General features: G+C 43.4%; 15 protein-coding genes. 14 read left to right on the top strand and 1 reads right to left on the bottom strand.

Annotated features, from left to right (window positions below; all coding sequences use genetic code 11):
- Positions 1–5 precede the first annotated feature (5 nt).
- From nuoE to FM038_RS14980, 13 genes are all read left to right on the top strand, one after another.
- The gene (gene nuoE / locus FM038_RS14920; protein ID WP_142874164.1) at positions 6–728 is read left to right on the top strand and encodes an NADH-quinone oxidoreductase subunit NuoE; all 723 of its coding nucleotides are present in this window, start codon (positions 6–8) and stop codon (positions 726–728) included.
- Positions 725–2,065: an NADH-quinone oxidoreductase subunit NuoF gene (gene nuoF, locus FM038_RS14925; RefSeq protein WP_142874165.1), complete on the top strand. Its 1,341-nt coding sequence runs from the start codon at positions 725–727 to the stop codon at positions 2,063–2,065. Before nuoE ends, nuoF begins: the two co-directional genes overlap by 4 nt.
- Positions 2,062–4,950, top strand: a complete 2,889-nt coding sequence (nuoG, locus tag FM038_RS14930; RefSeq protein WP_142874166.1) for an NADH-quinone oxidoreductase subunit NuoG — start codon at positions 2,062–2,064, stop codon at positions 4,948–4,950. The genes nuoF and nuoG overlap by 4 nt, the downstream gene beginning before the upstream one ends.
- On the top strand, positions 4,947–5,900 hold the full coding sequence (gene nuoH / locus FM038_RS14935; protein ID WP_185965842.1) for an NADH-quinone oxidoreductase subunit NuoH: 954 nt from the start codon (positions 4,947–4,949) through the stop codon (positions 5,898–5,900). The genes nuoG and nuoH overlap by 4 nt, the downstream gene beginning before the upstream one ends.
- Before the next feature lie 14 nt (positions 5,901–5,914).
- On the top strand, positions 5,915–6,430 hold the full coding sequence (gene nuoI, locus FM038_RS14940) for an NADH-quinone oxidoreductase subunit NuoI (protein WP_142874168.1): 516 nt from the start codon (positions 5,915–5,917) through the stop codon (positions 6,428–6,430).
- On the top strand, positions 6,427–7,068 hold the full coding sequence (locus tag FM038_RS14945; RefSeq protein ID WP_142874169.1) for an NADH-quinone oxidoreductase subunit J family protein: 642 nt from the start codon (positions 6,427–6,429) through the stop codon (positions 7,066–7,068). The genes nuoI and FM038_RS14945 overlap by 4 nt, the downstream gene beginning before the upstream one ends.
- On the top strand, positions 7,065–7,367 hold the full coding sequence (gene nuoK / locus FM038_RS14950) for an NADH-quinone oxidoreductase subunit NuoK (protein WP_142874170.1): 303 nt from the start codon (positions 7,065–7,067) through the stop codon (positions 7,365–7,367). Before FM038_RS14945 ends, nuoK begins: the two co-directional genes overlap by 4 nt.
- 1 nt (position 7,368) lies before the next feature.
- Entirely contained in the window at positions 7,369–9,261 is a 1,893-nt protein-coding gene (gene nuoL / locus FM038_RS14955; RefSeq protein ID WP_195873067.1) for an NADH-quinone oxidoreductase subunit L, read from the top strand.
- Complete coding sequence (locus FM038_RS14960; protein WP_142874171.1) at positions 9,258–10,835, top strand: complex I subunit 4 family protein; 1,578 nt, start codon at positions 9,258–9,260, stop codon at positions 10,833–10,835. The genes nuoL and FM038_RS14960 overlap by 4 nt, the downstream gene beginning before the upstream one ends.
- Entirely contained in the window at positions 10,832–12,301 is a 1,470-nt protein-coding gene (locus tag FM038_RS14965; protein ID WP_142874172.1) for an NADH-quinone oxidoreductase subunit N, read from the top strand. The genes FM038_RS14960 and FM038_RS14965 overlap by 4 nt, the downstream gene beginning before the upstream one ends.
- 168 nt (positions 12,302–12,469) lie before the next feature.
- The gene (locus FM038_RS14970) at positions 12,470–13,546 is read left to right on the top strand and encodes a methyltransferase (protein ID WP_142874173.1); all 1,077 of its coding nucleotides are present in this window, start codon (positions 12,470–12,472) and stop codon (positions 13,544–13,546) included.
- A gap of 116 nt (positions 13,547–13,662) precedes the next feature.
- The gene (locus FM038_RS14975) at positions 13,663–14,637 is read left to right on the top strand and encodes a TDT family transporter (protein WP_142874174.1); all 975 of its coding nucleotides are present in this window, start codon (positions 13,663–13,665) and stop codon (positions 14,635–14,637) included.
- Positions 14,638–15,325: 688 nt separating this feature from the next.
- Positions 15,326–17,944 carry a TonB-dependent receptor gene (locus FM038_RS14980; RefSeq protein ID WP_142874175.1) on the top strand — a complete coding sequence of 873 codons (2,619 nt, stop codon included), beginning with the start codon at positions 15,326–15,328 and terminating at the stop codon, positions 17,942–17,944.
- Positions 17,945–18,041: 97 nt separating this feature from the next.
- On the opposite strand, the gene yfcC is transcribed toward FM038_RS14980, so the two are convergent.
- Positions 18,042–19,580, bottom strand: coding sequence for a putative basic amino acid antiporter YfcC (yfcC, locus tag FM038_RS14985; protein ID WP_142874176.1), 1,539 nt, complete (start codon positions 19,578–19,580; stop codon positions 18,042–18,044).
- An 812-nt stretch (positions 19,581–20,392) separates the two neighbouring features.
- Here yfcC and focA point away from each other — a divergent pair.
- The gene (focA, locus tag FM038_RS14990) at positions 20,393–21,271 is read left to right on the top strand and encodes a formate transporter FocA (RefSeq protein WP_142874177.1); all 879 of its coding nucleotides are present in this window, start codon (positions 20,393–20,395) and stop codon (positions 21,269–21,271) included.
- The last annotated feature ends 21 nt before the right edge of the window (positions 21,272–21,292 follow it).

The raw sequence follows: 21,292 nt of genomic DNA on the forward strand, positions 1-21,292 counted from the left end.
CCTTTATGACCCGAGGCTACGAACAGCAACTAAGGATCCCTATTCAAGAGCTGATATCGGCTGACACCACCCGATGTAGTAAGTATCCGGGCAATAGTGGTACATCATCAACACCCGTTAATGTAACCACACCTAAATTAGACTCGACGCAGGAACGAACAGATACGGTCCAAACAGCAACAAGAGATGAAAATACGCATACAAGCAATCTCGTAAGATCTGAAAATGATCAAGATAGATTAGATGCTGATCAATTAAGCCAGTGTGAGAAAGCTCAACTCGATAAATTGCTTAAGTTAGCGCCCTGCCCGGCAGGCGTCTCAATCGATGCACTAAAAGTGATACAGGAAGCGCGTGGCTGGGTAAGTGATACCAGCCTATCTTTATTATCAAGCTATCTAAATGTCTCTATTAGCGATCTCGACTCTGTGGCGACCTTCTACAACCTGATCTTCAGGCGCCCTGTGGGAGATATTGTCTTGCACCCCTGCAATGGGATCAGCTGCGACTTGATGGGTGGCGCCGAGATCCGCAATACTATTAGCCAGCAGCTAAATATTAAGCCAGGTGAGACAACCGCAGACAATCAATTCACCCTCATTCCTCTTCCCTGTTTAGGTGCCTGTGATAAAGCACCTGTGATGATAGCCTCTAAGCGGCTATATGAAAATCTCGATTCTACTCAGACTCTGGGCTTGATTGACGCGCTCATTAAGGGGAATAAATGAACTTTCCTCAAAGCCCATTAACCCGATTTATCACAGACAATGAACACAGTTGGCAGCTAGAGCAATATACAGCCCATGGCGGCTACGCTGGCTTTAAAAAAGCCATAGATATGAGCTCAGATGAGCTGTTAGATATGTTAAAAAAATCAAATCTGCGTGGTCGAGGTGGAGCAGGTTTTCCAACCGGATTAAAGTGGAGTTTTGTTCCCCGCGGCGAGGGAGCACCAGCAGAGAAGTATTTAATCGTCAATGCTGACGAAATGGAGCCCGGCGCGTTTAAAGATAGATGGTTACTGGAGCAAACACCTCATCAAATTATTGAAGGACTGCTCATTGGCGGGTTAACATTAGGTGCAACACAGGGCTATATTTTCCTTAGAGGCGATTATTATCTGGCAGAACAGAGACTGAAATCAGCCTTGGATGAGTGCCGTGAACATCATCTGTTAGGCAAAGGCATTCTTGGCAAGAATTTCCAGTTCGATATCCATATACACTCGAGTGCCGGTCGTTACATCTGTGGTGAAGAAACGGCCCTCATCAACGCGATGGAGGGCAAGCGAGCAAACCCAAGAAGCAAGCCCCCTTTTCCTCAGGTTGCCGGCCTTTGGGGCAAACCCACCGTAGTGAATAACGTCGAAACCTTTTGCAATTTACCCCATATAATCCACTTTGGCTGTGATTGGTTTAAATCACTGGGAAAAGGCCAAGATGCAGGCACTAAGATTTTTGGCGTGAGTGGCAGAGTGAATAAACCGGGTTTGTGGGAACTCCCCATGGGCACCAGCATCAGAGAGATCATCGAACAACACGCTGGCGGAATGTGCGAAGGCTATCGGCTTAAGGGGCTACTTCCCGGGGGCGGCTCAACAGACTTTCTACTTGAAGAGCATCTAGATGCCAAAATGGACTATGACGAAATTGGAAAGCTCGGCAGCCGTATGGGAACAGGCACGCTCATTATTCTAGATGATCGCTATTGCCCTGTCTCTATGGTGCTAAATCTGGTTCGATTTTTCGCTCAAGAATCCTGTGGTTGGTGCACACCTTGTCGTGATGGTCTTCCATGGGCTGTGGCCTTGCTTGAGAAAATAGAAACAGGTTCAGGTGAATTAGCAGATTTAGACCAGCTTGAAGCCCTGTGTCAATTCGCCGGACCCGGTAATACCTTCTGCGCCTTAGCCCCCGGCGCGGTAGAACCGCTGCAAAGCGCACTCAAATACTTCAGAAAAGACTTCGAGTCCCATATACATCAGCAATGCTGCCCATATCATTTAACAGAGGTAAGTCATAAAGGCGGCTCAATAGCCCAATCCCTCGCAGAGGTGAAGCGATGAGCCATCATGACGATGAAGCTAAACATATCACTATCAGCATAGACAGCAAAAAATATCAGGTGTTAGCTGGGGAAAACTTGCTGCAAACCTGCTTAACTTTAGGGTTAGATTTACCCTATTTTTGTTGGCACTCTGAGCTTGGTTCCGTTGGCGCGTGTAGGCAATGTGCGGTGACACAATATCAAAACAATGAAGACAAAGTTGGTCGATTAATTATGGCCTGTATGACCCAAGTATCTGATGGCATGCAGATCTCGATGCAAGACACAAAGTCGGCGCAATTTCGACAAACTAATATCGAAGCTATTATGACCCAACATCCTCACGACTGCCCCGTCTGTGAAGAGGGAGGAAACTGCCACTTGCAGGATATGACGGTCATAAGTGGCCATATTAATAGGCGTTATACCGGTAAGAAACGTACTCATCTTAATCAATATCTAGGCCCGATGCTTAACCACGATATGAATCGCTGTATCGGGTGCTATCGTTGTATCCGCTTTTATCGTGATTATTGCGGCGGCAAGGACCTTAACGTATTTGGCTCAAAAAACCATCTCTATTTTGGCCGTGCTAATGCCGGTGTACTCGAAAATAACTTTGCTGGAAATTTAGCAGAAGTGTGTCCAACGGGGGTGTTTACCGATAAACCTTTCTCAGAGCACTATACACGTAAATGGGATCTGCAGAGCGCACCGTCTATCTGTCCCCATTGCAGTTTAGGCTGCAACGTTACCATCAGTGAGCGAGATAAAATAATTCGCAGAATAACCAACCGTAAACATGATGAGGTCAATGGTCATTTCTTATGTAACTTAGGCTTATTTGGCTATGAGCATGCCAATCACTATGACCGCTTAGATAAGCCACTGAAACGTAATATTCAGACCCTCACGACCGATACCCTCGAGCATGAGGAGGCAATGACTCAATTACAAAACATGATAAATACCAATAAGGCAGGATCATGTATTGCTTTAGGCTCAGCAAGGACGTGTATTGAAAACAATGCCGCATTACTCAAGTTAGTCGGCCAAGATAATTTTTATTGCGGCGTTTCCGACAAAGAGCTGCAGATGCTACAGATGCTATGTCATGCTTATCTGCACCATAGCGTCAATCCGGTATCAATAAGAGAAGCTCAAACTTGCGATGCCGCTTTTATCATCAATGAAGACATCAGCAATACAGCCCCAAGACTGGCACTGGGGATCAGGCAAATGACGCGTAATGTGGGGATAGAGCAAGCTCAGCAACTCGGTGTTCAATACTGGCAGGATGATGCGGTGAGAAACATAGCCCAAGCTAGCCTCTCACCTTTGATTATCACTGGCTGTTATTCAACCGACCTCTCTGAGCTGGCAAGTCATGAGCTCATCGCATCCCCCAGTGAGCAACATGTTTTGCTTAATGACATTATCACCCTCTTACAAGAACAAGTAAGTAATATTAAAGCTGGGCTCCCCTCCTCAATTATCACCGCTCACATCGAGTGCTCAAATCAAGCGAAATCGATAGCCATTGTGCTTATTCAAGCTAAAAAACCTTTAGTAATATCAGGGATGCAAGGTCTGTCTCCCGACACATTAGCACTCAGTCTACAACTCGCCGAGGTTCTGAAGCAGTTAAATACAGATGCTCGCTTTTATGGCGTCACCAAACAGGCCAACGATCTACATTTGGCTATGCTACACCCAAAAGAGCAGGTCAAATCGAATGTGGCCCAGGGAATAGATGCTTTCGTCAATCGATTAATAGCCTCAAACTCTGAAACGCCTGAAACGCCTGAAACGCCTGAAACAATAATCATCCTGGAGACAGACCTTCACAGGTATATCAGTGTCGATAAACTCAGCGAAGCTTTTGACCAAGTCAAAAATATCATCGTTATTGACCAAGTGTTTACGCCAACAGCTAAGATGGCCGACCTGGTTATCCCCTCCACCTCGTTTGCAGAATCCCAAGGCAGCTATCTCAGCTCAGAGGGCAGACTACAATATGCTTTTGCAGTCACATCGGGGTTCAATCAACGGCGTTTGGCCTGGAGATGGTTAGCAACACTCACAGGGCTTAGCGGCGATACACAAATCCATGATTGGTTAGCAAAGCAAGTCACTCAATTAGCTAAAATAAAGGAATTTTCAAATTTATCTCAAATCAATAAAAATTCCGCATTCAGTATCGCAAGGCAACCAACACGCTCAAGTGCAAGAACAGCAATTAATGCAGCCAGAGAGGTAAAAGAATATCCACCAGAGGAAGATTTACACTCGCCATTTAATCACTCTATGGAAGGTGTCGCAGGTTTTCGGCAGAGCCAGGTGCAACTCATCTCAGTATTACCCGCTAATGCATGGTCACCCAAGTGGAATTCAGATCAAGGTGCCAACCGCCGTAATACACAAGCAAACTCCCCATGGACAATGGGGATAACTATTTTCGACACAAATAACACTGAAGTAAAGCCAACAAGCACTGCAAGGTTTACCTATGATCCGGCAGCGAGTCTTAGCCCAAAAGCAGTTCCAACGTCAAAAGAACTCACTAGAGATACGCTTTCTGACGAGGTGTTTTCCCCACCAAGATTGCCACTCTTTCCATTGGCCAACCTGTATACAGATTTTGAACTAGCCAGCTTCTCACAATCAATTCAATCTATGGCTCCAAACGCATGCTTGCAGATCCACCCTTCCCTCGCAGCATCATTACACTTACATAACGGGCAGGTGGTGTGCCTCCAAGGAAGTAAGCAAACGTTCTCGCTACCTTGTCGATTCAACGATTCTCAGTCACCTCATATTGCACTTGTGCCTAGCCCAATATTTGCCTTAGTCGGCAACCAAGCCCACATAACGCCAGATGATGACATCGGAGGCACATCATGAGCATCTCTGACATCATTTTAGTACCTAGCTGTGTCTTACTGCTGCTGTTACTCGCTGCTGCATGGTCCACCTGGCTTGAAAGACGCTTGCTGGGGATCTGGCAAGATAGGTTGGGCCCTAATCGCGTCGGTCCCATGGGACTTTTTCAAGTCATTGCCGACATGATAAAAATCTTCACAAAAGAAGATTGGGTGCCCCCTTTTGCTGACAAAGCCTTATTTGTTATCGCCCCGATGATCTTAATGATCATGACCTTACTGGGTTTTGCGATCATTCCTTTTTCACCCGATATACAGATCGTGCAGTTTGATAATGCCTTGCTCTTTATCTTGGCACTAAGTTCACTGTCGGTTTATAGCATCATGCTTGCAGGCTTCTCCTCTAACAGTAAGTACGCCCTCCTTGGTGCCATGCGAACAGCAGCTCAAATGCTTTCTTATGAAGTCTTTATGGGACTGGCTTTAATGGGTGTGGTCATCATCACAGGCAGCTTTAGCCTCAATGATATTGTCGCGGCTCAGGCAGAGTATTGGTTTATTCTTAGTCAACCACTTGGATTTGTACTCTTCTTAATCGCTGGCGTCGCCGAGAGTCACCGTGCCCCATTCGATCTCCCTGAAGCAGAAACCGAAATTGTCGCTGGCTTTCATACCGAGTATTCAAGCATGAAATTTGGCATGTTTTTTATCGGCGAATATTTGGGCGTCATCTTTGTCTCTTCTTTAATTACCACACTCTATTTTGGCGGTTGGCAAGGTCCTCTACTGCCGCCCATAGTCTGGTTCTTACTTAAAACTGGATGTTTTGTTGTGTTCTTTATTCTACTCAGGGCCGCAATTCCAAGGCCGAGATACGATCAGTTGATGCGCATGGGCTGGGTCGTGTTGTTACCGCTGTCGTTACTTAACTTGATGTTAACTGCCCTATGGCAATTAACATTCAGTTCATGATTGGAGCTGACGCTATGCTGAGCCAGATAAAAACCCTAATCACCATCTTGAAACACACGTTCACTCGTGCCGATACCGTGCAGTACCCGGAACAAAAGCCTTACTTGTCTCCTAGATATCGTGGCCGAATAGTACTTACTCGCGATCCCGATGGAGAGGAACGCTGTGTGGCATGTAACCTCTGCTCAATTGCCTGTCCGGTCGATTGTATTTCTGTTGAAAAAACAGAAAAACCTGATGGGCGTTGGGAGGCCAAGACCTTCACCATCAACTTCTCACGCTGCATTATGTGTGGCTTTTGTGAAGAAGCTTGCCCCACCCACGCTATACAGCTCACCCCTGATTTTGAGATGGCTGAATATGACAGACAAAACTTAGTCTATGAAAAAGAGCACTTGTTGATCGCTGGCCCAGGCAAATATCACGATTATAATTTTTACAAAATTAGCGGTAAATCCATCGAAGGCAAGGCTAAAGGAGAAGCGGCTAATGAACTCCCGCCTATAGATGTAAGGAGCTTATTGCCATGATTGAAATTATCTTTGCAGTGACATCTATTGTAGCCATTATCGCTGCCATACTGACCGTAAGTTCACATAATGCGGTACATGCCCTCCTCTATCTGGTCACCATGATGTTAGCCATTGCACTGATATTTTTCTTACTCGGCTCTCCTTTTGCTGCAGCACTACAGGTCATAGTCTACGCAGGCGCCGTCATGGTGCTGTTCATTTTCGTGACTATGATGTTGCACCAGGGATCTAAAAGCCTTAAAAATGAACGCCAAATTTTTAATCGACATGTGGCCAAGGGACCATTGATTTTATCAGCAATACTCATTGCCGAGCTGATGCTATTTTCATTTGATACCCACAGCGTCTTTCAAGCAAGCACAGTGAATACGTTATCCGTTAAGTTACTCGCTATTGAGCTTTTTAGCACTTATCAACTACTCGTCATTCTTGCGGCTATCTTACTACTTGCGGCATTGATTAGCGCCATACATATCACCAAACAGGTCACTTCCGCCGCCATAAAACCTCATCACTCGACAACAGAACGCCCTAACTCAGATCCGATTGTGCAAGATAATGCAGACAAACAGGCACCCATATCTCAATTGGCTTCACGCCTAGATAAACCAAGTATAGAAAGGGGGCTGGAATGATAGAGATTAGCTGGGTACTGGCCCTAAGTATCAGCCTTTTCTGCATAGGTTTATTTGGTTTACTTAGCCGGAGAAATCTACTCTTTATGCTGATATCACTGGAGATAATGCTCAATGGTGTTGCATTGATATTTGTGGCTGCATCTAGCCTACACGGCAATATAGACGGCCAACTGATGTACCTGTTTATTCTGACCTTGGCCGCCTCAGAAGTCGCTGTAGGATTAGCGCTGGTTATCCATGTTTATCGACAGCAGAAAGATCTCGATGTCGATAAGCTCAATAAGCTCAGGGGGTAAGATGAATAGTTTATTAATGTTAATCCCATTAATCCCTCTGTGTAGCGCAGGCATATTATTGCTATTAAAACCCAAAGCATTCTGGGTGAGAGTATTAGGTGTCGGCTCAGTGAGTCTAGCCGCGCTGTTAGTTATCACACTCAACATTCAACTCTGGCATCAAGAGCTATTTATCATCAAAGCCTCTTTTGGCCATTGGTTAAACCTGAGCCAACCCAACGCCAACTCATTGAGTGTTCAATTCGGACTTTACCTAGACCCACTTTCACTGGTGATGATCACCATCATTTGTTGCATAGGCAGCTTGATCCATATTTATTCAGCCAGTTACATGGTAAATGATCCCCACCAATGTCGTTTTTTTGCTTACCTAAATCTATTTGTGTCGGCCATGCTGATATTAGTGCTTGCTGATAATCTGCTATTACTTTATTTAGGTTGGGAGGGCGTCGGCCTCTGCAGTTACCTGTTGATAGGTTTTTGGTATCAAAAAACGGCTAATAATCACGCGGCGAATAAGGCCTTTATCATCACCAGAATTGGCGATACTGGCATGTTAATCGGTATTATCATGCTGTTTTATCAATTTGATAGCCTTAATATTCAGCAGATCCAATACCAAGCCCAGCAACTTGGACTTGGCGATACGCGTTTACTCGACCCCATGATCGCCATATCTTGTCTATTGCTATTTGCGGGTGCTGCGGGTAAATCGGCACAAATGCCTCTGCACTCTTGGCTCCCAGATGCCATGGCCGGTCCAACCCCAGTCAGTGCACTCATTCATGCTGCAACTATGGTGACAGCCGGTGTTTATCTGGTAGCCAGAAATGATGCGCTTTTCCAGCTTTCCCCCCATGTCTTGCAGTTTATTGCGATTACCGGGGTGCTAACCCTGCTATTAGGTGCAACGTCGGCGCTGTTTCAAACCGACCTTAAACGGATATTGGCCTACTCGACCATCAGCCAGCTTGGGTATATGTTTTTAGCCTTAGGAGTCGGTGCAGCTTCGAGTGCAGTTTTTCACTTGATGACTCACGCCTTTTTTAAAGCGCTGCTATTTCTAAGTGCTGGGGCATTAATCTATTGTATGCATCACGAGCAAAACATCATGAAGATGGGAGGCCTATACAAGAAGCTACCACTACTGACTGTTAGCTTTGCCGTTGGATGTGCGGCGCTCGCGTCACTGCCTTTGACTTCAGGCTTCTTTAGTAAGGAGTTAATCTTAGAGAAGGTGGCCCTTGCCGACGAACCTTGGCTATGGTGGGGAGCCGTCATAGGTGCATTATTAACCGCGATGTACAGTGGAAAGCTATTTTTTGTGATCTTTTTTGGCAAGTTACAGTGCGCGCCTACGGCACAAACACCGAAAACAATGGCTGCGGTACTTATCGTCTTAACGTGTCTAGCCCTGATGGGGGGGTTACAGCCTCAAGGTATTGAACTTATGTTCACAGCAACCACCGAAAGCGGCAATTCATCCCTCAGCAGCTTACAACACTGGTTACCTATTTTACTGCCTATTGGTGCAATAGCCCTGACGGGATATTTGTGTATAAAAACAGATATCTTCCGTTTTTCAATTTATCACCAACAAGATAAAGATGTCTCAGTTAAGATCAATCAATACAGTAGCTCAAATCTTATAGATACATTGCGCGATGGCTGGGGCTTTGACGTCCTGTATCAGAAGATATTAATAAAGCCCTTTTACCGCTTAACCTATATTAATCGGCATGATCTAATTAATCGGGGTTTTATCTCTATAGAAAAGATCAGCAGTTACTTGCACCTCATGTTTAATCGTATGCAAACAGGACACTTGAGAAGCTATAGTGCGAGTTTAATTTTATTCTTTGCCTTCGCAGTTGCATGGGGAGCCATAAGATGATTTTATCGACCCTATGCTTAGTGCCATTAATTGGAGGGATCATTGCCTGGTACAGTCAGAGATTTGATTCACATTGGCCTCAAAGAATAGCCTTGATAACCTTAATCATCAGCCTAGCATATTTAATTTTACTCTGTCTGACGTCCTCACAATCAGGTCTATGGCTGTTCGATGAAAGCCATGAGTGGATCTCAAGGTTGAATATTACCGCCCACTTTTCAATGGATGGCCTAAGCCTAGTGCTTATCCTACTGACTTTTCTTATGGGTTTGGCAGCACTTTCGTCAGCTTGGCGAGAAATCACACAACATCAAGGATTCTTCTATTTCAATTTTCTCTGGACCCTTGCGGGCATTGTGGGGGTATTCCTTGCCATGGATCTATTACTCTTCTTTGTATTTTGGGAGGTAATGTTAGTCCCCATGTATTTCCTTATCGTTATCTGGGGCCATGAAAAACGACACTACGCCGCTTTAAAGTTCTTTCTTTTCACACAGGCAGGCGGGTTGCTGATGCTGCTTAGCATCATAGCGCTGGCAATATTCCACTATCAGCAAACAGGCATACTCAGCTTCAATTATCATCTACTGGTTCAACATCCTATCTCATCCCCTATCGCTGTCTGGCTGTGTTTAGGTTTCATTGTGGCATTTTTGGTTAAACTGCCAGCCTTCCCTTTCCACCCTTGGCTTCCCGATGCCCATACTCAGGCTCCCACTCCAGCAAGTATCATACTGGCAGCGATACTGCTAAAGACTGGTGGATATGGGATCATTCGTTTTGTATTACCTCTGTTTCCTGATGCGGTACAGACTTGGGCACCTTTCATGTTAATACTTGGAGTTATAAGCATCATTTATGGTGCGTTTCTAGCCTTTTCACAGCATGATCTGAAACGAATAGTGGCTTACTCAAGTGTCAGTCATATGGGGTTTGTACTTATTGGTTGCTTTAGCCTAAATTATTTTGCCCTGCAGGGAGCCGTTATACAGATGTTAGCCCACGGATTAAGTAGCGCTGCCCTGTTTATGCTAGTTGGCCAGATACAGGCTAGGCTACACAGCCGGGATCTTAATGACTTTTCCGGCTTATGGCATCACCTCCCTAAGCTTTGCGCCATGGGACTATTTTTTGTTATTGCTTCACTAGGGATGCCTGGATTAGGCAATTTTGTCGGTGAGTTTTTAATCCTATTTGGCACATTTAATCAGCATACTAGCTTTGCAGTAGCGGCTTCTTTGGGACTCATCTTTGGCGCCATCTACTCATTACGTATGATCAGGAAAACCTTTTTCGGCCCCTACCGATTCAAAGACCCTGATACGACAACAAGCTTTATGGAACAATCGTCTAATAGTCACACAATACAAACACCTGCTGACATTAATATAAAGCCAGACCAACCACATTATCATGCTTCTAAAGATTTAAATTATAGAGAAGCGTTCACTCTAGTCTGCCTCGCCATAGGTTTGATTTTACTGGGCATACATCCCCAACCCATCTTTAATATGCTAGAACAGCCATTAACACAGATATTGACACACATTTCATTAGGCGGAGGTACTTTATGAGCCTTCATTATCTTCCTGCGGGTATATTGCTGTGTACTATCTTAATCTTACTCGCTTTCATCGCACTGAAGCGCTCTCATGGAGGCGCATTTCTCATATCAGGCATCGGCCTCATCGCTGCATGCTTAACTCAGATCAACGCCATTAAGTTACCCGTCCTTTCAGAACCACTGTTTATTTTTACCCAAGTGAATGCACTTATTTCGGCACTCTTGTTAGGAATATTAGTTTTTTTATGGTCACAGCTATACCACTGGTTTTCCAACAGTAAACACGCGAATGAAGAGTATTATCTATTACTGTTAACGGCGAGTCTTGGGGCGTTAACTATGATATCCAGCCAACACTTTGCAAGCTTCTTCCTTGGTTTGGAGTTAATGGGCTTATCTTTCGTCGGTCTCATCGCTTACTCAAATTCAGACCCTAATAGTCAAGAAGCTGGCGTGAAGTATCTGGTCTTGTCGGCAGGCGCCTCTGCATTTATCTTGATGGGAATTGCCTTATTCTACTTACAAACGGGGAGTTTATCATTCGATGCAATCGCCAATACCGAGCTTCAAACCATCAATAGCATAGCGACACCTGATGCTGTGCAGCAAGATATACCTTCAAGGCTATCGGTGAAGTTATCCACCGTTGGCATGCTAATGATATTAGCAGGGCTGTGTTTCAAATTATCGTTAATCCCTTGCCACTTGTGGGTAGCAGATATATTTGAAGGGGCACCACTTCCCACAACAGCACTATTGGCAATAATGTCGAAGCTAGCCGCTTTTGTTGTTCTCTGGAGAATATTCACTTTCGGAGACTGGCAAGCAGATAGTATCCTTATGGAGATTATAGCCTTCATCTCTGTGGCCTCGATGTTGATGGGGAACTTATTGGCACTGCAACAGACGAGATTATTGAGGATCTTAGCTTTCTCTTCAATTTCTCACTTCGGCTACCTACTCATTGTCTTGCTCCTTATCGAGAGCAAGATCAGCTTACTCCAAGACATAAGCTTTAATATTGAGGCTATGTTGTTTTACTTAATTGCTTACTTATTGACGCTGACAGGTACCTTCTCAATATTGATGCAACTGGGTAATAAGAAAACAATTGACCAGCTAAACGGCCTTTTTTGGCAACAGCCTCTTCAAGCTATTTGTTTAAGTATATTGATGCTTTCATTAGCAGGGATCCCACTCACGATTGGTTTTATGGGGAAGTTTTACCTCATCACTGCAGCCATTTCGGGGCAACTTTGGTGGCCTTTAGGCTTTCTTGTGATAGCAAGCGTCATTGGCCTGTTTTTTTACCTGAGAATAATCATGAGCATGCTATCTAAACAAGCTGAACCGTCTGGATCAAAGCCATTGCCTTTGAAGGACAAACTGACTTCATGGACCATTATTTCAGTCATTATCGGCTTGGGTGTTTTTCCAACTCTTATCACAGATATCGTTAAGCTGGTTACCCACTGAATGTGGTGAATATTCAGCTTAGATATGATTTCAAATTAAACAGCAAGTTTATACTTCATCACAAGTTCGTATAAATCAATGCAAATCAAAGTTGATTTCTAGCGTTTTTTTCTCATAGCGTGATAAAGTGATTTGCGTTTTACTTATATAACAGAGCCCAACTTTATTATGCCTTTTTATCAATCCCCACAGGATATCAGTGCTTTCGATGCTAAGTTTGAAGCACAGAAAATTGCTTTCGCTCCCATCAGCTTTCAAGTCGCTCGCTGTTTACTCAAATTTGGAATACTGGAACAGATAGATGCCGCTGGAGATACAGGCTGCTCATTAGAGGAGTTACAACAAAGTACTCAATTGTCTGAATATGCTGTCAGTGTTCTGCTAGATATGGGCCTTAGCATGAGGCTGGTTTGGCACAGCGATGAACGGTTTCATTTAGATAAAATAGGTAACTTCTTACTCAATGATGATATGGCGAAAGTGAACCTAAACTTTGTCCATGATGTCTGCTATCAAGGGTTATTCGAATTAGAGTCCTCCCTACGTGATGGCAAACCCAATGGGCTTAAAGTATTCGGTGATTGGGAAACTATCTATCCGACCCTGAGTGAATTGCCCGAACAGGTAAAACAAAGCTGGTTCGAGTTCGACCACTACTACTCAGATCATGCATTTGGCCAATTGCTGCCACTCATGTTCAAAAACAATCCTAAACATATTGTCGATGTTGGCGGAAATACGGGTAAATGGGCATTAGCTTGCACTGGCTATAATAGTGACGTGAATGTCACCATCATGGACCTACCGGGCCAACTAAAAGTCGCCTTAAAGAATGCTGCTAATAAAGGCGTTGGCGATCGTGTCAACGGGTTTGAGTGTAACCTTCTAGAAGAATCTCAGGTATTCTGCCCTGAAGGCGATCTTTATTGGATGAGTCAGTTTTTGGATTGCTTCTCAAAAGCACAAATATTAAGCATTCTAAAACGAACGGCACAGAGTATGAATAAACATAGTGAACTGTGTATTCTAGAGACCTACTGGGATAGGCAACCATTTGAAGCCGGAGCCTATTGTGTTAACGCGACCTCTATCTATTTTACCGCTATGGCCAATGGTGACAGTAGGATGTATCACTCCAAAGATATGCTAAAGCTTATCTCGCAAGCTGGTCTCTATGTCGATGAAGATATCGATGAAATTGGGCTCGGACATACATTATTACGCTGTAAACTCAAACCCGTTTAAAGAGCTGCAACACCAAAGGTTAAAAACAATTTAATCTATCAGTAAATAGAATCAAATATTTTTAAGCGCCCTATTCCCTTAACATAGTGACATCACTTATGAACGAGGGAATAGAGATGAAATCTACCTTACAGCACCTTTCACACCGTGCATCACGCTTACCCAGCCCAATGGCGGGATTAGCATTGGCCATTGCCAGCTTAGGCTGGGCTTGGGAAAGTATGTTACCGAGTATGAACGGTCTCGGACAAATGCTCACAGCTGGCATTGCAGCAATCATGCTCGGCACACTTGTTATCAAGTTTGTGCTACATCCTAATATACTCAAAGATGAATTAACTCATCCTGTCGTAGGCAGTGTTATTCCTACGTTTGCGATGGCGCTCATGGTTGTGTCTAATGCGATTGGGATCAAATTTGCACTCATAGGGCAAACTTTATGGCTAATTGCTATTGTGATCCATTTGGTTTTTCTAGGTATGTTCGTCTATTTCAGAGCAATAGATTTTAAGCTCGAACATATGGTACCGAGCTGGTTCGTTCCACCCATCGGCATCATCGTCGCAGCGGTTAGCTTTCCAACGGATCAAATAGGATTACAATGGATTGCCGACGCAACACTTAATTTCGGTATGGTGTGCTATCTCGTGATGTTACCCATCATGCTCTATCGCTTGATTTTTTGTGCACCGATACCCGATGCTGCAAAACCAACAATTGCGATTATGGCTGCGCCTGCAAGTTTATCTTTAGCTGGCTACCTAACCATAAACAGTCATCCTTCGGTCGTTATCGTGGCGCTATTACTCAGTATTGCAATCCTGATGACCAGTGTCATCTACCTAGCCTTCTTTCACTTATTGAGACTTCCCTTCTCACCAGGCTATGCTGCATTTACTTTCCCAATGGTAATAGGAGCGACTGCGCTCACCAAGACTTACTACTGGCTTACAGAGGTGTACGGGGCAAGTGATTTTACAAGATTGATAGAGCAAGCAGCGGCTGGTGAACTGTTCATCGCAACATTAGTCGTACTTTTTGTCACTTACCGATACGTAACGCACTACACGCTCAGCACCCAAACAGCATAAAGTGCAAGGCTCACAGCTAATTGCATAAACCTGAAACCTGATGTGCCCCCCTAAACCTCAATAATAAGTGACTTGGCCACTGGCATTCAGTGGCCCTCTTATCCCTATTGGGTATATCTATCTCGATAACACCCCTATCATTGCACCCACATTTTAATCAACACCCCACAATTGATATTTACAAACAAGTCTCAGTTGTAAAAAACTGAATAATAATTAAGCATTATAAATATATTACTGTTATTGAAAGGGATGATTTTAGTCACGGTTTTATTAACTTTGTTTCAAACTTAGATATTATTACAATTATTATTATTACATTATTGTTGCCATTGTTAATAAAATTAACTAGACAGCCATCTAGTTACGAACAATAAGTATCCAACCAAAAAAAGCAAAGCCTAATAAACATCTCCACAACAATCGCAAACCATTGATTAACATTGTCACAGCCCACCAATAGTTACAAACAATAGCCACTTAGGTTACCAGAAGGTTAACCTCCATTATTTGCCACCATCATTACAAACTATTGCAGATGTTATAACTACGTGCTTATATCCACACCATGGCGATATTACTTAATAAGCACCAGCAGTTGTTAACAACTGTATTGATGTTTCAATAAGTCGCTAAGAAAATAAAAAATTAATTATTAAAAACATAATAAGTGTCAGGGAGAAACAAAATGCTGCCAAACTCAAAAATGGCTAAAGCTGTGCGTTTTGCATTAATCAGTGGTGCTGCTACTGCCGCATTAACTGCACCAGCTGTATTCGCTGCAAGTGAAGATGAATCAGTAGAAAGAATTCAAGTTACCGGTTCACGTATTAAGCGTACCGATTTAGAAGGCTCTTCACCGGTAACGACGATTACTGCTGCTGATATGGAAAAAACAGGTGCAATGTCAGTCGCCGATGTTTTACGCCGCAGTAACTTGAACACCTTTGGTTCAAATTCAGAATCATCAGGTAGTTCTTGGCAGAGCCAGGCAAACATCTCTCTTCGTGGCGCAGGCGCAGACCGCACTCTGGTTTTACTCAACGGCAAACGCATGCCTGGTTCACCGACTATGGGTGGAACTGCAGTAAACTTAAACACGATTCCAACTGCCGCTATCGAGCGAATCGAAGTCCTTTCTGATGGTGCATCAGCTGTTTATGGCTCAGATGCCGTTGCAGGTGTGGTTAACATTATCCTTAAAAAGGACTTTGAAGGATTAGAAGTATCGGCGACAGGAACAAATCCTCAGCAAGCTGGTGGCGAAGAGTGGAAAACTCACGTTATCGGCGGAACAAGCAGTGATAAAGGCAGCTTGACGTTCTCATTCGAACACCAAAGCCGTGAAATCATCTATCAACGTGATCGCTGGTTCACAAGCTCAACTAACGTATTGGCAGAAGAATATGCCGATACTACGGGTGTATCTGCATACGCTCGTAACTTTCTAGACATGACATCAGGCCAATTTAGCCCAATGGCTGCTTGTGATAACGAAAAAATGGTTGGTGGAGGTCATGTCTACGACTATGGTGATGGCGACTACATCTGTGGTTATGACTACACTTCAGAAGCTGCAGATCACGCGGCACGTAAGTATACTGCAGGTTATGTAGCCGCTGATTACGAGCTATCTGATGAGATCATGTTTGAAGCTCAAGGTCTTTTCTCTCGTAACGAGACTTTTGGTCGTTACGCTCCTGCAGCGGGCTGGTTTAATGTTGATGCTGGTCAGGTTGATATCCAAAACTATGATACCAATGGCAACAATACTGGTACTAGCAAGAATGCTAATGATGGTCGTGTTTACTATCGTTTCACCGATGTGGGAACCCGTGATTCATCTACAATTGATTACAGTACAGACCTACAACTCGGCTTAGTCGGCGAACATGATGATTTTGGCTGGGATTTCACTTATCACTATAATCTAGCTGAAAATAGCAACTATGGTAAAGGCTATGTACATCGCCCTACTGTTGAAGCTATGGTTAAGAGTGGTGAATTCAACTTCGGTCCAGAAGGTAACAGTGATGATGTTGTTGCAGCTATAAGTCACGATACACTTAAGCAAGATATCATGGAATTCCAAAGTGTTAATGCTGGTATTAACTTTGAAGCTTTCGAACTTCCTGCTGGTGTTATTGGCTGGTATGTGGGTACTGAATTTATGCAGTACAAATATGAAGCTAACGTAGATGCCGAAACTGCAGCGGGTGAAGTTATCGGATCATCAGGTAATGGGTCTGGCGGTGATCGTGATGTGTTTGCAATATTCGCTGAAAGCATTATTCCGCTTACTGAAGATCTCGAACTAAACTTAGCCTTCCGTTATGATAATTATTCAGATTTTGGTACAGCAACTACGCCTAAAGTAGCGCTAAGATACCAAGTTCTAGAAGATGTCGTACTACGTGCATCTTGGGGTCAGGGATTCCGAGCTCCAGCGCTATCAGATCTTTATGCTGCAGATTCTTTCAGCGCCGATACAGCGACTGACTATTACTACTGTGAACAACAGGGAACTGCTACAGCTGATTGTAAAGCTAAGCAATACGATGTAACTCGTACAGCAAATTCAGAACTACAGCCAGAGACATCTGACTTTTATAATGTAGGTGCAATCTGGAACATCACTGACAATTTCAGCTCAAAAGTTGAATACTACAACTTAAGCATCGATGATGTTATTACATTTGTTTCTTTAGATTCTTTACTTAAAGAAGAGAAGAAAGTCGGCTATGGTAATTTAGCTTTAGGTAGTATCGAGCGAGTGGGTAATAAAGCAGATGGAAAAATCTTGTCTGCGACAACTCCACAGGTCAATGGTAACGGTTTCGATACTTCTGGTATCGATTTCAATCTGACTTACTCTGGTTTTGAAACCGCTGCAGGTGAATTTGGCTCAACATTTGATCTGACTTACATCATATCTTACGATGATGAGGAATACTTCAATGGACCTGTAAACAACCAAATTGGCCGAAATGGTATGCCTGAATATCGTTTCACTTGGGTTGTTGATTGGTCACACGGTGATCACTCAGCGTCACTATTGACTCAATATATTGATGGACAATCTGAAAAAACAGATCCAAATACCTATGAGCAAATAGGCAACCTTTCATCACAAACTACATTTGATGCAAGCTATAACTACATGGCTTCTTGGGACGGTAAGTTTAGCATTGGTGTTCGTAACATCACCAATGAAGATCCTGTACTCGATTCAGATCTAGAATATGATTCGTCTTTATATAATCTATATGGACGTACGTACACAGCGTCTTATACACAAAGATTCTAAAAAGAAATACTAATAAAAGCCTAGGGCTTTCCTAGGCTTTTTACTCTATCCACTATACTTCTGTTCGACTTTCCTATCTATTTACCGATCTAAATCGTTAACTAAATCCTAAATAATGCGCACCGACAACAATCAAGCTAGAGACGACGAATAGCGCCAACATAAATCGCCAGATAAACTTCAGCCAATCTCCCCAATCGACACGGCACACGCCTAAGGTTGCCATCAAGGATGCTGATGTTGGTACCAAGACATTTGTAAAACCATCACCCAGTTGAAAGGCAAGGACGGCCACCTGCCTGGTCACACCCACAATATCTGCTAAAGGCGCCATTAAAGGCATAGTTAACGCTGCTTGACCTGAGCCTGAAGTGACAAAGAAATTAAACACAGATTGGAACAGCAACATAAACCAGGCCGATAGCGCATTAGGCAACTGGCCGATGACGTTTCCAGCACTGTTTAAAATAGAATTAAGTACGCTAGGTTCAGTTGGGCCACCGCCGCCAAGTAAGATAAGAATACCCGAGGCACAACCCACCAACACAGCAGGTTCTAGCATAGTGGCGGCGCCTTGTTTAAAGCTTGTGGCGATTTTATTGACAGTCATACCATTAAGTTTAAACAACACACCAATGGTACCAATAACGATCCCCATGGTGAAAAACTGACTGGCTATCTCAGGAATAAACCAAGCTTGTGTTACCACGCCCCAGATCACCCAAGCAATCGTAGCTATGATTGCCATTAGGACTAACACATCGCCCAAATTGAAACGGCTATCTAGACTGGCCTTACTCTGGTTCTCTCTAAAATAGCTATCTGAATGATAGCTATAAGACAGTGATGGGGTGTGTTTAACTTTCTTGGCGTATCGCATGGTAAATGCTAAGCCCATCAAGGTAAAACCTGCCCACATGATAACCCTCATACCTGAACCAGACAGTACTGGAATGCCAGCGATCCCTTGCGCTATTGCCACGCTAAATGGATTCATCCAGGAGCTGGCAAAGCCTATTTGAGTCGCAACATAGGTAACCATCACAGTGGTAATACCGTCATATCCCAGCCTAATCATCAAGGGGCAGATGATAATAGCAAAAGCAATCGCTTCCTCACCCATACCAAATACGGCTCCCCCTAGGGAGAACAAGCTGAAAATCACTGGAATAAATAGCATCTCATTGCCACGAGTCTTATCAATAAGCTTTAGGATGCCGTTATCTATGGTACCAGTTGCCATTACGACCCCGAATGAGCCACCAATGACTAACATAAACATGATGACGCCTATCGCACTGCCCCACTTTGACCCTGACACTAATCCTTCGAAAGCAAAGTTAAAAAAGCCTGCGCCACCGTTTCCTTCAAATAACGCGACAGGTTGTAGCTTAGGAGCGCCTTCCTCATCTAAGCTATATTGAAATGAACTAGGATCGACAACAAGCCGCGACTTCTCCGCTCCATCGACCAGATAATTAACCTCTTGAGTATCGAATGAACCGATTGGGACAAAGTAAGTGAGTATTGCTGCAGCTAAGGCAACGAAGAAAATAATGACTAAAGTATCTGGCATCTGCCAGGTAGTGGTGTATTTTGCCGCTTGTTGTTTACCCATTGAGCTTGCTTGTTCCATATTTACAGCCATTTATTCTTATAATATGGCCGCAAATATAAACTAAATTAACACTAGCCTCAAAGCGATAACACCAAGAAACGATGAAAACCATAAAAAGTTAACACTCATTATTGAGGTGTAAGCATTACCACTTGTACTTTACAGTTCAAATAACCAGCAAAACAAGGAAGTTTATCAGTACATTTGATCTCTTCCAATAAACTAAGCCAACGAAAAAACAAATTGTTAACCATTGAATTTAAAAAAGGATTAAACCAAACCTCCTCTACAATCACATTCACTTTCATGATAACTAATTAATAGAAATAAAATATAAGGCAATTTACGTGCCTAAAGTATCCCTTTATTAGGCTTAGCTATACAATTGTTACCTTGATCTCAAATTTAGATAATCCAAGCCAACGATTAATAACAAGGAGTGCTGTTACTTTCAGTCTGTGTTAAAATCTCTATGGTAAATTGGTCTTACCAATTTGAAAAGAGCGGTATTATAGGCTCAGTTATCGCGATAAAGCTGCAGTGCATGACGAGTTACCATAATGGTGCAGCCTTATCGCTTTTTAAGAGACTTGGGAAGCTAAACACTTAACTAGTCCCATGCGCGACCAACTAGTTGTAAATAAGTTACAGTTTAAGCCGCTTTAACCGTATAAGTTGACCAAGGTCACGAAATAAAATTACAGCTTTTTTATACTAGCGAGATAAGGAACCCATTTGCAAAAAATTAGGTTCCTTAAACCAGAAATCAAATTTATATTAGATTTATTATCTAAAATAGTTTCACGATATAGGCATAGGTAAAGGCAAGAATGAATAATAATCCAAGTCCATTTGATGCTAGCACACCTGCAGTAACGGCTAAAAAAGTTGAAGATGCTGCAGTTGTAAAGGTCAATCGCGACACGATATCTACATTACTGCTTGCCATAACCGCTGGTGTTTTTATTGGTTTGGCATTTGTGTTTTATATCGCAGTGACTGCCGGTGGGAGTGCGCTTCCATACGGACTGAATAAACTCATTGGCGGTTTATGTTTTAGCTTAGGCCTAATGCTTGTGGTTATATTAGGTGGTGAGTTATTCACCTCAACAGTTTTGACCATCATAGCTAAAGCAAGTAATCGCGTGTCCACTCTGGCCGTATTACGTAACTGGACCTTAGTTTATCTCGGCAATTTCATCGGTGCGATGCTGCTCGTTGGCTTAATGATCAGTGCTAAACATTATGAAGCCGGACACGGTTTAATTGGTCTAGGCTATCTCCAGTCAGCTCAAGCTAAGCTACAGTATACATTTGGACAGGCTTTTACCTTAGGCATAATGTGTAATGTCATGGTTTGTCTCGCCGTATGGATGGCCTACGCAGGCCGCACTGTCACTGACAAATTACTCGCTGTCGTATTACCCGTAGCCATGTTTGTTGCGGCAGGGTTTGAGCATTGCATTGCTAATATGTTTTTAATTCCTATGGCTATCATCACTAAGCTCGTTGCTACCCCCGAATTTTGGGCAAATGCTGGGGTCGACCCTAGCCTGTTTGCCGATCTAACTTGGAGTCAATTTCTACTCCACAATCTGGTTCCAGTCACATTAGGTAATATTGTGGGCGGGGCTATTTTCGTAGGACTCACTTATTGGTTTGTTTATCGTAGGCCTGAGCTAGATAAAGCCAATAACGATAACCGATAACCGACAACCCAATTTTTAACT

It is taken from the genome of Shewanella eurypsychrophilus, assembly GCF_007004545.3.
GTDB classification, from domain to species: domain Bacteria; phylum Pseudomonadota; class Gammaproteobacteria; order Enterobacterales; family Shewanellaceae; genus Shewanella; species Shewanella eurypsychrophilus.

What these genes read in the sequence shown, in the direction of transcription:
- nuoI (WP_142874168.1), top strand. Translation starts at nt 5,915, where the DNA reads ATGCTGAGCCAGATAAAAACCCTAATCACCATCTTGAAACACACGTTC.
- FM038_RS14960 (WP_142874171.1), top strand. Translation starts at nt 9,258, where the DNA reads ATGATTTTATCGACCCTATGCTTAGTGCCATTAATTGGAGGGATCATT.
- FM038_RS14970 (WP_142874173.1), top strand. Translation starts at nt 12,470, where the DNA reads ATGCCTTTTTATCAATCCCCACAGGATATCAGTGCTTTCGATGCTAAG.
- nuoH (WP_185965842.1), top strand. Translation starts at nt 4,947, where the DNA reads ATGAGCATCTCTGACATCATTTTAGTACCTAGCTGTGTCTTACTGCTG.
- nuoK (WP_142874170.1), top strand. Translation starts at nt 7,065, where the DNA reads ATGATAGAGATTAGCTGGGTACTGGCCCTAAGTATCAGCCTTTTCTGC.
- nuoF (WP_142874165.1), top strand. Translation starts at nt 725, where the DNA reads ATGAACTTTCCTCAAAGCCCATTAACCCGATTTATCACAGACAATGAA.
- FM038_RS14975 (WP_142874174.1), top strand. Translation starts at nt 13,663, where the DNA reads ATGAAATCTACCTTACAGCACCTTTCACACCGTGCATCACGCTTACCC.
- focA (WP_142874177.1), top strand. Translation starts at nt 20,393, where the DNA reads ATGAATAATAATCCAAGTCCATTTGATGCTAGCACACCTGCAGTAACG.
- nuoL (WP_195873067.1), top strand. Translation starts at nt 7,369, where the DNA reads ATGAATAGTTTATTAATGTTAATCCCATTAATCCCTCTGTGTAGCGCA.
- FM038_RS14980 (WP_142874175.1), top strand. Translation starts at nt 15,326, where the DNA reads ATGCTGCCAAACTCAAAAATGGCTAAAGCTGTGCGTTTTGCATTAATC.
- FM038_RS14945 (WP_142874169.1), top strand. Translation starts at nt 6,427, where the DNA reads ATGATTGAAATTATCTTTGCAGTGACATCTATTGTAGCCATTATCGCT.
- FM038_RS14965 (WP_142874172.1), top strand. Translation starts at nt 10,832, where the DNA reads ATGAGCCTTCATTATCTTCCTGCGGGTATATTGCTGTGTACTATCTTA.
- yfcC (WP_142874176.1), bottom strand. Translation starts at nt 19,580, where the DNA reads ATGGAACAAGCAAGCTCAATGGGTAAACAACAAGCGGCAAAATACACC.
- nuoG (WP_142874166.1), top strand. Translation starts at nt 2,062, where the DNA reads ATGAGCCATCATGACGATGAAGCTAAACATATCACTATCAGCATAGAC.
- nuoE (WP_142874164.1), top strand. Translation starts at nt 6, where the DNA reads ATGACCCGAGGCTACGAACAGCAACTAAGGATCCCTATTCAAGAGCTG.